The following is a 12585-nucleotide window of genomic DNA, read 5'->3' as shown; positions in this document are numbered from 1 at the left end:
ATGACGAACCGCACACGACCGACGGCACACAAAGAGAGCGGTCACCCACTCCCCGTAAGGGAATCCGGTCGGCGGCACCCCGCTCCGGCAAGGTCACGAAAATGTATCGGGCATATCGAACATCAACCTTCACAGCAGCACCATGGGTTGGCTAGCGTGCTCGACCGGGCGGCCCGTACCCCCTTGAGGCGAACCACGCCTAGCGGGCGCCCCCGCCGAATCCGGGCTGCCTTCAATGGAGTTCGGAACCGGGGACCCACACGCAGTACCGGGGTGAATCGGTCCTTATCCCCCACTCGGACCGTAGGGCAGCCTTCCGTTCCGCCCGAACCCGACAGCTAACCCGGTAGGCGGTCCACGGAAGGAGATGCCGGCCTTGGCGTCGCATCGCAAACCGCGCACCCGGGTGCGCACCACCGCACCGGCCGTCGGGCTCACCACTGCGGCCCTGGCGTCCGTGACCCTGCTCTCCACGCAGAGCGCCGTGGCCGCGCCCGATCCGAAGCCCCGCGTCGAGGACGTACAGAAGAAGGTCGACGACCTCTACCGGCAGGCGGGCACCGCGACCCAGCAGTACAACCAGGCGAAGGAAGCCTCCGCCGCCCAGCGCGCCAAGGTCGACGCCCTGCTGGACGACGTCGCGAAGCGCGCCGACAGGCTCAACGACGCCCGCAGGACGCTCGGCACCTACGCGGCCGCGCAGTACCGCAGCGGCTCCATCACGCCGAGCGCGACGTTCTTCCTGGCCGACGACCCGCAGTCGTACTTCGACCAGAGCCAGCTGATGGACCGGATGACCAGCCGGCAGCAGAAGGCGATCACGGACTTCCGTACGCAGCAGGCCAAGGCGGCGAAGAAGCGTTCCGAGGCGGTGCGGAGCCTGGAGACGCTGACGACGACGCAGACCACGCTGCGCACCAGCAAGCGGAACGTCCAGAAGAAGCTGGGCGAGGCGCGCACGCTGCTGTCGAAGCTGACCGCCGAGGAGAAGGCGCGACTGGCGGCGATCGAGCGCAAGAAGGAGGCGGAGGCCGAGCGCAAGGCGCAGGAGCTGGCGAAGCAGCAGGCCGCCGCGAAGGCCGAGGCGGACCGCGAGGCCGAGGAGGCCGCGAAGGGGTCGGGGGGCGGCAGCGGTACGGGGACGGGCAGCGGGACCGGCTCGGACAGCAGCGCCACCACCAAGGCGGAGAAGGTCCTCGCCTTCGCCAGGGCCCAGCTCGGCAAGCCGTACGTCTGGGGCGCGACGGGCCCGGCGTCGTACGACTGCTCCGGGCTCACCCAGGCCGCCTGGAAGGCGGCGGGGGTCGGCATCCCGCGCACCACGTGGGACCAGGTCAAGGTCGGCACCCGGGTCGCCACGGCGGACCTGCGGCCGGGGGATCTCGTCTTCTTCTACGACGACATCAGCCACGTCGGCATCTACAAGGGCGACGGGATGATGATCCACGCGCCGAAGCCCGGCGCGAACGTGCGCGAGGAGTCGATCTACTACATGCCGATCTACGGCAGCGTGCGCCCGGCGTAGCGTGCCTCCACCCGTCGCGCCGCCCCTGCACCGGGGCGGGGGCGGGGCGGGGGGGGGGGGTGGACAGCCGGGGGGTTGAGTATTTGTTGGTGGGGAGCCCCCCCCCCCCCCCCCCCGCGGCCCCCCGCTTCCTTGCCGCCGGGGCCCCACGGCCAGGGTGAGCGGCAGCGCAGCCGAGCGCCGTGCCGCCGCGGCCACTTGGGCCAGACTCATCGGATTCTCACCACTTCTCCCGCCCGCGCCGAGGTCGGGCGGCCGTCTCTCGCCGCGATCCGCCCCGACACCACAACGGTATCGATGCCTTCGGGTGCCAGCAGGGGGCGGTCGAAGTCGGCGGTGTCGCGCACCGACGACGGGTCCAGTACGACCAGATCGGCGACGGCCCCGTCGCGGACCACGCCGCGGCCGGTGAGCCCGAACCGCCCGGCGGGCAGGCCGGTCATCTTGTGCACCGCACTCTCCAGCGGGAGCAGTCGTTCGTCGCGGGTGTAACGGCCGAGTACCCGGGCGAAGCTTCCCGCCCAGCGCGGATGCGGCCGACCGGGTTTGGGGACACCGTCCGAGCCGATCATCGACAGCGGGCTGGCGATGACCCGGCGGACGTCGTCCTCTCGCATGGAATGGCTGATGATGGTCACTTCGCCCTGCTCGGCCAGCAGGAGATCGCAGGCCAGGTCGACCGGATGGATGCCGCGCTCGGCCGCGAGGTCGGCGATGCTGCGCCCCTCGGCCTCGGGCCGCGTCCGCGCGGCGGCCACCGAGATGAGGTCCCAGCCGCCGTTTCCCACGGTGTTCTCCCACCCCTCGACGCCCCGAGCGATGTCCGTCCTGATCCGGTCGCGGGTCTCGGGCCGGCGCAACCGTTCCAGCAGCGCACCGACGCCGCCCTCACTCGCCCACGGGGGCAGCATGGCGTGCAGGACGGTGCTGCCCGCCGTGTACGGATAGACGTCGCACAGCACGTCCACGCCTTCGGCGCGGGCTCGTTCCAGCCGGGGCAGGGTGCGCAGTGTGGCGCCCCAGGCGTGCCGGCCCGCGGTCTTGTGGTGGGAGATCTGCAGCGGGGCGCCGGAGCGTACGGCGATCTCCAGGGCCTCCTCCAGCGCGGACTCCACCTGTGACATCTCGTCGCGCAGATGGGTGACGTAGGGCTTGCCGTGACGGGCGGCGACCCTGGCCAGCGCGACGATCTCCTCGGTGTCGGCGTACGTGCCGGGAGGGTAGATCAGCCCGGTGGACAGACCGGCCGCCCCCTGGGCCAGCGACCGGTCGAGCAGCGCGCACATGGCGTCCAGCTCGTCGGGCCGCGGCGGCCGGGCCTCGAAGCCCATCACTCCGGCGCGCAGCGTGCCGTGGCCGATCAGCGAGGCGATGTGGGTGTGGCGCAGAGCCGGGTCCTGTCCGGTGGCGAACGCGTCGAAGTCCACCGAGGGCCGCACCGGTCCGAGCCCGAACGTCACCCTGAGATGCTCGGCGAGCTCCGGCAGCCGGCGGGGGAGCGAGGGGAACAGGCTGGTCCCGCAGTTGCCGCAGATCTCCGTGGTGACGCCCTGGAGCAGCGGAGCGAGACGGAGGTCGTCGATCGGCTCCGTGGTACCGCCGGCTCCGTGGGGCGCGGCGAGGGCGTCGGAGTGCGTGTGCACGTCGATGAAGCCGGGGGCGACGACCCGCCCGGCCACGTCCAGGGTCTCGACGGCCGAGCCAGGGGCGCCGGCGGGGAGCACGGCGATCCGCCCGTCCACCACCGCGACGTCCGCTTCCCGGGCCGGTGCGCCGGTTCCGTCCACGAGGGTGCCGCCGCGCAGCAGCAGATCCAGGGGGCGGCCCATCACAGCACCGTCGACAGGAAGGCCCGCGTGCGGTCGTGCCGCGGGGCGGTGAACAGCATGTCGGGGCTACCGGCCTCGACGACGGCACCCCGGTCCATGAAGAGGACCCGGTCGGCGACCTCGCGGGCGAAGCCCATCTCGTGGGTGACCACGACCATCGTCATACCGCTGCGGGCCAGGTCGCGCATGACGCCGAGCACCTCGCCGACGAGTTCGGGATCGAGGGCGGAGGTGGGTTCGTCGAAGAGCATGAGGGTGGGCTCCATGGCCAGTGCGCGGGCGATCGCCACGCGCTGCTGCTGCCCGCCGGACAGCTGCCCCGGGTAGTGGTCCGCCCGGTCCGCGAGACCGACGTCGGCCAGCAGCTCGCGGGCCTGCTTCTCGGCCTGTGCACGGGTCCGGCCCTTGACGGCGACCGGACCCTCCATCACGTTCTGCAGCGCTGTGCGGTGCGGGAACAGGTGGAACCGCTGGAACACCATGCCGATCCGCTCGCGCTGGCGCCGCACGTCCCGGGCCCGCCGCTCGCGCAGCACCCGGCCGGACGGGCCGTGCTGTTCGTAGCCGACCAGCTCACCGTCCATCCACACCCGCCCCGCGTCGATCCGTTCGAGGTGGTTGAAGCAGCGCAGCAGTGTGGATTTCCCGGACCCGGAGGGGCCGATGACACAGAGCACCTCACCGCTGCGGACGTCGAGGTCGATGCCCTTCAGTACCTCGGTGTCACCGAACCTCTTGCGGACCCCGCGGGCTTTGAGGATCACGTCGTTCATGCCGCTGCTCCCTTCCTGGCCCGTCCGGGCAGAAGATTGGCCAGGATTCTGCTCCGCAGCACGGGAGCGGTACCGGGGCTGTAGCGTCGCTCGACGGCGTGCTGTCCGATGCTCGCGATCGTGGTGAGCACGAGATACCAGATCGAGGCCACCAGGAGCAGTGCGACCACTTCGAAGTTGGCGAGATAGAGGTGCTGGGAGACGGTCATCAGGTCGGCGCCGGCGATGACCGAGACCAGCGAGGTCGTCTTGAGCATGGAGATGAACTGGTTGCCGAACGGCGGGATGATGACTCGCATCGCCTGCGGAAGGATGATCCGGGACAGGATCTGACGGTTCGACATCCCGATCGAGGCTCCCGCCTCGCGCTGGCCGGGATCCACGCTCTGAATGCCGGCCCGCACGATCTCGGCCATGTAGGCGCCCTCGTTGATGGAGAGACCGAGGAGCGCGGCCACGAAACCGGTGATCACCTGGTTGGACTGCCAGCTGATGAGTTTGGGGCCGTCGAACGGGATTCCGATGCTGATCACGGGGAACAGCAGGGCCAGGTTGAACCAGAAGATGAGCTGGACCAGCAGCGGGGTGCCCCGGAAGAACCAGGTGTAGGCACCGGCGGTGAGCCGCAGGACGGGGCTGTCGGACAGCTGCATCACCGCGACGACGACGCCGATGGCGATGCCGAGGGCCATCGAGACGAGAGTGAGCTGAATGGTCACCCCGAGGCCCTTGAGGATCACGCCGTCGAACTGGTACTCGGCGACGATGTCCCAGTGCAGATTGGGATTGACGATGACGGTGTAGGCGAGCCACACCGCGAACAGAGTGGCGGCGAGGACCGCGAGCCAGCGTCCGGGACGCGGGCGTCCGGTCACCTGGAGGGAGAGGTCGTCCTCCTGCGGCGTCCCGTCGGCGGGGGTGCAGTCCGGCGCCCGGCCGAGGGCGGAGCCGGGTATTTTCTGGTGGTTCATATCTGTTCTCACTGCCCGTCGTTGACGGTGGCCTCGGGCACGGCGCTGCCGCCGACTCCCCAGGTGTCGAGGATCTTCTTGTAGTCGCCGTTGTCGATGAGTTCCTGCAGGGCCTTGTGGACGGCGTCGCGCAGCCCGCCCTGGCTCTTCGCGGACGCGATGCCCCAGGGGGCGGTGCCGTACTGCTCGGGCAGGACCTCGTACGCGCTGCTCTTCTTGATGAACATCTTGGCGACGGGATAGTCGACGATGGTCGCGACCGCGCGCCCACTGTCCAGTTGCAGCAGCCCGGTCGGTGCGTCCTCGCTCTGCGAGATCCGCATCTTCTCCTGGCACTTGGCGTTCTGTTCCTCGCCGATATGGAGGTTGGAGCTGCCCTTGGCGAGGACGACGGTCTTTCCGCAGAGGTCCGCGAGGGACTTGATGCCCTGCGGGTTGCCCTGCTTCGTCATGATGACTCCACCGGTGCGGAAGTAGTCGACGAAGTCGACCGCCCGGCGTCGCTGCGCACTGTCCGTCATGGACGACATGACCAGGTCGAACCGCCCGGACTCCAGACCGGGGATCAGTCCGTCGAAGGCGGCGTTGGTGAGTTCCAGCTTCAGCTTGAGCCGCTCGGCGAGGGCCTTGGCCAGATCGGGGTCGACGCCGGTGAGCCGGGTGGTGCCGGGCTCGTACATCTCCATCGGCGGGTAGCCGACCGCGGTGGCCACCCGGAGCACACCCTTCTCCCGGTACGGAGCGGGCAGCAGCTCGGCCGCGGTCCGGCCGGAGGCGGCCTGTGCCGCGGCCCCGGACGGGGCGTCGCCCTGACCGGAGCGCCCACAGGCGGTGGCCGCGAGAGCCACCACGGCCAGGGCTGCCAGACAGCGCAGAGAACGGGGACGATTCATCGGATTCTCCCTCACGGGGTGGCGGTGCGCCGATGCTGGCAGTCGTGCCCCGGTGAATGGAAGATGATGAAGCTATTCATGCCTGACCATCGAAATCCGTACGGGTCCGGTTCCCCGGCACGCCGTCGGCGGAGCGCCCCTGCGAACTGCGCCACGCAGGGCTCCTGACTGGTAAATGCCCTGGTCAGGTGCCATTCTCTGGTGTCTGGAAGAAGCCCGAATGCTTCGGCGAGTACGACACCGGGAGGTTCTTCGTCTGCCGGCGGTGCGCAGCACCGATGCGATCCACCGGTAGCAGCCGGATCTCCCGGCAGGGGTGCGCACCCGCCCGGCGCAGGATCTCCCGCTCCGGACGGCATTCCTTCTCCGCCTTTACCGGACGTGCGTTCTCCGCACCCAGCCGCGCCGACTCGTCCTCCGGGCCCTGCGATGCGCCGGCGCCTGCCGGACGATCGTCGCGGCCTCGGCGAGCGCCTCGGGCGGCCTCGATGGCCTCGTACAGCGGGTACGCCAGCCTGTCGTCGGGGTGGAAGGCCTGGATGCTGGGGTGGGACTTGAACCCCCTGACCCCGAACTCCTCCACCATGCGGTGGATCTGACGGACCGCCGCCCCGCCCTTGTGCGGGTCGACGCCGGCGAACGGGATGATCACGTCCGGGTTCTGCGCGGCCGCCTCGGCGATCTCCTCGTCCGGCACCGGCGGCGTGCCGGTGGCCGACTCCGCGTCCACCGTGAAGACCACGCAGGCCATTTTCCGCTCCCGGTAGTGGGCGGCTATCTCCGGCAGGGTGGGGTGGCAGTGCTCCGGCTTGAAGTAGCTGCCGGCGGCGCTGTCCAGCTCCGCCGAGAGGGAAGTGCCGCCCTGGGCGGAGACTTCGGCGTGGGTGTGGACGTCGATCGCGACGAGTTCGTCGAGGTCAGCATGGCTTTTCCCCTCACAGCCGCGGGGCGGGGATGCCGAAGGTCTGCGGGGCACGGCCCACGGTCACCGGCCAGGCGTCGGCGATCGCGTCGGCGCTCCAGCCCCGTCGGCGTACGCCACCGAGACCTCCTGCGGGTGCGACCAGAGAGACAGTTTGTCGCCGATGCCGATGCACCGGCCGTTCACGTCGGCCGAGGCGTTCGAGGCGAGAAGGTCACCAGACCTGCGACGTCCTCGACGGTGCCGAACCCCTCGCCCTTGCGCAGGCTGTCGGGGAAGGCCGTGCCGTCCTGCTCCAGCGTCTCGATGTGCGGGGCGAGGGCGGGGACGGTCTTGGTCATGGCGGTCGCGACGACCGGGATGACGGCGTTCGCGGTGATGCCCGCGCGCCAGCTCCATCGTCCAGGTGCGCACCATCGCGGCGATGCCGGCCTTGGCGGCGGCGTAGTCGGTCGACTTCCTGGTCCGCTGGAGCGGCGGATCCGGGCCCGCCGGGGCCGGCGACGACCTCGGCGGGCAGCTCCTGCTCCACACCCACTGGCTCGACCTGGTGCGGCGCGACCCGCACCTGCCCGCCGAACACCTGCCCGAGGAATGGCCGGCCGCGCGCCGAGGAGCTCTTCCGGGAACTGGCGCACCGCTTCGAGCCCGGGGCGGGCCGGATCGCGCACGAGATCCTCGACCGCTGGGATCCTTCCGGATCTGTCTGACCGGCCTGACCTGCGGAAACGAGCGCGTGGGCTTACGTCAACACCATTGACCTTACCGGTTCCGGGCGGGTCTCATTACGGTATTCCGAAGGCACGCACCTCCGCGATCCCAAGGAGCCCGCCCCATGGACCACCTCACCTCGCTCCGGGACGCCGAACCGACCCCGTTCCGGCCGGACGACCCCGACCGGCCGCAGGCCACCTCCGCCCTGACCGGGGGCACCACCCGCGCCCTCCTCGTGGTCGGCGGAGAGTACCCGGGCCTCTGGACCGCCGTCGTCGCCAGGGAGTGCGACCCCTCGCTCGACGTGGTACTCATCGAGACCGACGGGACAGACGAGGCCGGCGGTGCGGCTTCCGGCCGCAACGGCGGATTCTGCCGGTCCAGCCCCACCCACAGCCTGCACAACGGCCTCGACCCGTCGGCCCGGCGCTCCCGCCCTTGTCCTCACCGGCATCGACTCCCGTCCCGATGTGAACGCCCAGGTCAAGGACTCCGGCACCGTCGGCGCCGCGATCGCCGCCGTCGACGAGGGCGTCACGGCCCTCGCCCTCTCCTCCACCGGGGACGAGACCGACGTCAGTTCTCCGCTTCTGCGAAGAACGGCCGGGCGCCCCGCACCGAGACCGTCAGGAATGCCGACGCGGAGGCCCTGTACGGGCAGCACCGCATCTCCGTCGCTCCGGTGACCGCCGACCGTGCCTACGGAGCGAAGCCCCCGAGCCCCGGGGCCTTGGGGAAGATGCGCCACTGCGTCGAGCACGAAGCCCCCGAGTCCGAACCGCCCACGGCAGGAGCCCCATCTCATGACCGACACCCGTGACCCCCTTGTCTCCACGAACCGCGGGCCCGTGCTCGGCGAGCGCCGCGCCGACGGCAGCCTCCGCTTCCTCGGTATTCCGTACGCCCAGCCACCGGTGGGTGACCTGCGGTTCGCCGCGCCCGTCCCGCCCGGGCCGTGGTCGGAGCCGCTGGACGCCACGGCGTACGGGCCGACGGCTCAGCGGCGCCCGTTCGCCGACGTGACGACGATTCCCGAGCCGTCGATTCCGGGCGAGGGCGTCCTGAACCTCAACGTCTTCACCCCCGACACCGATCCGGAATCCGGACTGCCCGTCCTCGTATGGATCCACGGCGGCGGATTCGTGGCAGGCTCGGCGGCGAGCCCCTGGTACGACGGGGCCGCGTTCAACCGGGACGGGGTCGTCCTCGTGTCCCTCGGCTACCGGCTGGGAATCGAGGGGTTCCTGCACGTGGAGGGCGCCCCGGACAACCGTGGTGTACGGGACTGGATCACCGCCCTGGAGTGGGTGCGGGACAACATCGCGGCCTTCGGCGGCGACCCGGCCGAGGTGACGATCGCCGGCCAGTCGGCGGGCGGCGGCGCGGTCCAGACCCTGCTTGCCGTGCCGTCCGCCCAGGGCCTTTTCCGGGCCGCCATCTCGGCTTCGGGCGCCGTCATGTCGCCGCAGGGCAGGGACCTCGCCGAGACCGTGTCCGCGCTCTTCACCTCCCGTACCGGCCTGCCGGCCACCGCCGCCGCCCTGCGCGACCTGAGCGACGACGAACTCCTCCGCCTCCAGGACCGTCTTCGGGCGCCGGGCCCGGACCGTGACGGCCTCCCGATGCTCGACCTCGCCCCCTTCGCCGACGGGGAGCTGATCCCGGAGCCGGTACCGCAGGCGCTCATGGAGGGCGACGCCGGAGCCGCGGTCCCGCTCATGCTCGGCTTCACCGCCCACGAGTTCCACATGGTCCAGCCCGCCGGACTCGGGCAGGCCCTCACGGACGAACTCTTCCGCATCCCCGCCCTCGCCCTTGCCGAGGCCCGTGCCGAACGCCGACGACCCACCTGGCTCTACCAGTTCGAATGGACGGCCACCGCCCCCGCCTTCGAGGGGCTCGCACACCACTGCGTGGACCTGCCCTTCGCCTTCGACCTCCTCGACGCACCCGGTGTCCCCGAGGCCCTCGGCGCCACCCCGCCCCAGGAACTGGCCGACGCGGTCCACACGTCCTGGGTCCGCTTCGTCAGCGACCTCGACCCGGGCGAGACCTGGCCCCCCTACACCCAGGCCTCCCGCGCCACCCGCCTCTGGAACCGCACACCGCACACTGCCCACGACCCCCTGGGCCGGCTCCGGAGACCGTAGCGGTTCCAGGACCCACCAGCCGTGACGGTCAGGCGTCCAGGGCCTTCGGCGGAGCGACCACGATGTCCCGCTTGAGGATCTTGCCGGTCGCTCCCTTGGGCAGCGCGTCGGCGAACCGTACTATCCGGGGGTACTTGTAGGCCGCGACCCGCTGTCTGACGTAGTCGCGCAGTTCGTCCGACGCCGTGCGGGCACCTGGCCGCAGGACCACCACGGCGGCGATCTCCTCCCCGTGCACGGCGTCGGGAACACCGACCACCGCGGCCTCCAGGACCTCCGGGTGCTGGTACAGGACCTCCTCGATCTCCCGCGGGTACACGTTGTAGCCGCCGCGGATGACCAGGTCCTTCTTGCGGTCGACGACGAAGTAGTAGCCGTCCTCGTCGACACGGGCGAGATCACCGCTGTGGAACCACCCGTCGCGGAAGGCGCGCGCGGTGGCGTCCGGCCGGTTCCAGTACCCCTTCATGACGTTCGTGCCCCGGATCACCAGTTCGCCGACCTCGCCGGGGCCGACCGGGGAGCCGTCGTCCGCGACGAGCCGCAACTCGACCCCGTGCACGGGAACCCCGATGGAGCCGGGCTTGCGGGCCCTGTCCGGCGGGTTGAAGCAGGCCACGGGAGACGTCTCCGAGAGGCCGTAGCCCTCCAGCACGGTGACGTCCAGTTCCCGTTCGGTGGCGTGCAACAGCTCGACGGGCAGCGAGGCGCCGCCCGAGACCGCCAGGCGCAGCCGAGGCAGGGGCTGCTGTCCGATGCCGTTCTGGAGGAGCGCGCTGTACATCGTGGGCACCCCCAGGAAGACGGTCACCTCGTCCCGACGCATCGTCTCCAGGGCTCCGCCCGCATCGAAGCGGGGCAGCAGGGTCAGGCAACAGCCCGCCGCGATGGCGGTGTTGAGGGCACATGTCTGCCCGAAAGCGTGGAACAACGGGAGACCTCCGAACAGGACATCGTCCGGCCCCACCCGCAGCAGCGTCCGCGCCGTCGTCAGCGCGTTGCTCACGAGGTTGCGATGCGTCAGCTCCGCACCTTTCGGCGTCCCCGTGGTGCCGGACGTGTAAAGAATCACCGCGGTGTCGTCGTCGCTACAGCGGGCTGCCCCGGTCATCGGCGGGACCGAGCGCAGCAGTGCGTCGAACACCACCGGATCCGCGACCAGGCACTCCGCACCCGCCTGCGCCGCCGCCGGTGCGGCCTCGTCCGCGCAGGAAGGAGAGGCCACCACCAGACGCGCACCGCAGTCTTGGAGCACGAAAGCCATCTCGCCGGACTTCAGCAGTGGATTCATCGGGACCACCACACCACCGGCGCGCAGGATGCCGTAGTACACGACGGGGAAGTGGATGACGTTGGGCAGGGCCACCGCCACGCGGTCGCCCGCCCGCAGCCCTTCGGCGCGCAGAAGTGCGGCGAACCTGGCTGTCATGTCGTCGAGCCGGGAGTACGTGAGCAGGGCCATGCCCTGTCGCACGGCCGTCCGGTCAGCGTGGGACCGGACGGATCGGGCCAGGAGTGCGAACAGGTCGGTCATGCGGCTTCCTTGTCGTCGGGGATTGCGGGGTGATCACATCGCGTGGCGCGATGCCGCCGCGGCTGCCGCCGGGGGAGTGCGCGTCGCCCCAGAACTCCTGGGGCAGGTCGCGTGGGCGATGCGGGGTGAGCCACAGCCGGAGTGCGTCAAAACGCGGTCCGGGCCCGGTGGTGTCCGCCGGTGCCGTGAGGGAGTGCAGGACCGCGTGGTTGTTGACCAGCAGCAGATCTCCTGGGGCGAGAGGGAAGTCGAGGCGGAGTTCCGGGGCGGACGCCCACCCGTCGATGTGGTCGAACAGTTCCCGTTCGCCGGGGGTCAGGCGCGGCACGTCGGGAAAACGCTGTGCCGACTCCAGCCGGTGACGGTCGTAACGCAGGCTGAACCGCTCCGGGTCGCGGTGGGCGAGGGGCACCGCGTTGCAGCGGCGCTGCCCCGGAGCCTGCTCTCCGAGGCGGTCGAGGAAATGCGTGCGATAGAGACCGTCGATGAGCGCGGGCCGACGCGCCAGCACGGTGTTGTGGACCGTCGCCGAACTGGCCAGCGCCGCATGCCCTGCGCCGCCGTCATTGCGCAGGCACAGCAGAGCGAGCGTGTCGGCCTCGTCGGTGTGGAACGGCCGTGCCGCCCGGATCTCGTCCGTGGCCCCGATGCGGCCGAGCATGTGTCCCGTCGCGTTCTGCGACACCGGGATGCCGAGATGCCGGCCCAGGCCCCAGAGAAGGACGCGGGCCGCCACGAGGCCGAAGCGCTCGACCGGGACGCGGCGGACCAGGACGAACCCCCGGCCTTTCTCCAACTCAGCGGCCATTCGCGCCAGTTGTGAAGCGAGTGCCGGTAGGGGGAAGTGGTCTGCGGTTATCCGCAGCAGCGGGGTTCCCCGTACACGTACCGTCTGCAGTGCCTTGTCGAGCTCGTCGAGCTGAGCCGGTGCGAGATGCCACTCCCAGGCACGGGAGCGCGCCAGCTCCGGACCCCGCCACACGGCAGAACCGGTGCAGGGACTACGGAGAAAATCTGCTGTTGGCCCGCCCACCACGATTCTTCTCCTCTCTTCGTCGGTGAATACCGTTGCACCAGTCGCTGGAATTCCGATGCCGTCCACGAATTCGATCCGAGAACGAGCCTTTTCAACCGGCCGAGAATTTGGCAGGGTATTTGTTCCGGAATTCTTTGAGGACCCCGCGGTGGTGCCACGCTAGGTCAAGGTCCGACGCATCGCTTGACCTGGCGGGACAGATCGCTTATCAGTTTGGGACAGAGCCTTGGAGCGCCCC

At 70.5% G+C, this 12585-nt stretch carries 10 protein-coding genes, 2 pseudogenes and 1 riboswitch; of the genes and pseudogenes, 4 read left to right on the top strand and 8 right to left on the bottom strand.

The features are described from left to right. Positions 1-203: 203 nt before the first annotated feature. A riboswitch (cyclic di-AMP (ydaO/yuaA leader) is annotated at positions 204-369 on the top strand. A gap of 7 nt (positions 370-376) precedes the next feature. Beyond that, positions 377-1525, top strand: a complete 1149-nt coding sequence (locus ACFVH0_RS01730) for an NlpC/P60 family protein (protein ID WP_385817432.1) — start codon at positions 377-379, stop codon at positions 1523-1525. Between the two features lie 209 nt (positions 1526-1734). Here ACFVH0_RS01730 and ACFVH0_RS01725 read toward each other — a convergent pair whose 3' ends face one another. The 6 genes and pseudogenes from ACFVH0_RS01725 to ACFVH0_RS01700 all read right to left on the bottom strand — a co-directional run. Continuing rightward, positions 1735-3354: an amidohydrolase family protein gene (locus tag ACFVH0_RS01725; protein ID WP_385817431.1), complete on the bottom strand. Its 1620-nt coding sequence runs from the start codon at positions 3352-3354 to the stop codon at positions 1735-1737. Further along, a complete protein-coding gene (locus ACFVH0_RS01720) occupies positions 3354-4127 on the bottom strand; it encodes an amino acid ABC transporter ATP-binding protein (protein WP_385817430.1) in 774 nt (257 codons plus the stop codon). Before ACFVH0_RS01720 ends, ACFVH0_RS01725 begins: the two co-directional genes overlap by 1 nt. Next, positions 4124-5098, bottom strand: coding sequence for an amino acid ABC transporter permease (locus ACFVH0_RS01715; RefSeq protein WP_385817429.1), 975 nt, complete (start codon positions 5096-5098; stop codon positions 4124-4126). Before ACFVH0_RS01715 ends, ACFVH0_RS01720 begins: the two co-directional genes overlap by 4 nt. Before the next feature lie 8 nt (positions 5099-5106). Beyond that, positions 5107-5991 carry an ABC transporter substrate-binding protein gene (locus ACFVH0_RS01710; protein WP_385817428.1) on the bottom strand — a complete coding sequence of 295 codons (885 nt, stop codon included), beginning with the start codon at positions 5989-5991 and terminating at the stop codon, positions 5107-5109. A 184-nt stretch (positions 5992-6175) separates the two neighbouring features. Further along, positions 6176-6967, bottom strand: coding sequence for an amidohydrolase family protein (locus tag ACFVH0_RS01705; RefSeq protein WP_385817427.1), 792 nt, complete (start codon positions 6965-6967; stop codon positions 6176-6178). Then, positions 6927-7366: pseudogene (locus ACFVH0_RS01700) on the bottom strand (SDR family oxidoreductase); the annotation flags it as partial. The gene ACFVH0_RS01705 and the pseudogene ACFVH0_RS01700, both read right to left, overlap by 41 nt. A 382-nt stretch (positions 7367-7748) precedes the next feature. Between ACFVH0_RS01700 and ACFVH0_RS01695 the strand changes: the two are divergent. From ACFVH0_RS01695 to ACFVH0_RS01685, 3 genes and pseudogenes are all read left to right on the top strand, one after another. Further along, positions 7749-8039, top strand: a pseudogene (locus tag ACFVH0_RS01695) (FAD-dependent oxidoreductase); the annotation flags it as partial. After that, entirely contained in the window at positions 7972-8313 is a 342-nt protein-coding gene (locus ACFVH0_RS01690) for a 5'/3'-nucleotidase SurE (RefSeq protein ID WP_385817511.1), read from the top strand. The pseudogene ACFVH0_RS01695 and the gene ACFVH0_RS01690, both read left to right, overlap by 68 nt. Positions 8314-8430: 117 nt before the next feature. Continuing rightward, the gene (locus ACFVH0_RS01685) at positions 8431-9777 is read left to right on the top strand and encodes a carboxylesterase/lipase family protein (protein ID WP_385817426.1); all 1347 of its coding nucleotides are present in this window, start codon (positions 8431-8433) and stop codon (positions 9775-9777) included. A 28-nt stretch (positions 9778-9805) separates the two neighbouring features. On the opposite strand, the gene ACFVH0_RS01680 is transcribed toward ACFVH0_RS01685, so the two are convergent. After that, the gene (locus ACFVH0_RS01680) at positions 9806-11311 is read right to left on the bottom strand and encodes a long-chain fatty acid--CoA ligase (protein ID WP_385817425.1); all 1506 of its coding nucleotides are present in this window, start codon (positions 11309-11311) and stop codon (positions 9806-9808) included. Beyond that, positions 11262-12293 carry a TauD/TfdA family dioxygenase gene (locus ACFVH0_RS01675; protein WP_385817510.1) on the bottom strand — a complete coding sequence of 344 codons (1032 nt, stop codon included), beginning with the start codon at positions 12291-12293 and terminating at the stop codon, positions 11262-11264. Before ACFVH0_RS01675 ends, ACFVH0_RS01680 begins: the two co-directional genes overlap by 50 nt. Positions 12294-12585: the final 292 nt, after the last annotated feature.

It is taken from the genome of Streptomyces sp. NPDC127117, from assembly GCF_042677325.1.
Taxonomy (GTDB): domain Bacteria; phylum Actinomycetota; class Actinomycetes; order Streptomycetales; family Streptomycetaceae; genus Streptomyces.
Note: the sequence above shows the minus strand (reverse complement) of the source record. Positions and strands in the feature narration are given on the sequence as shown.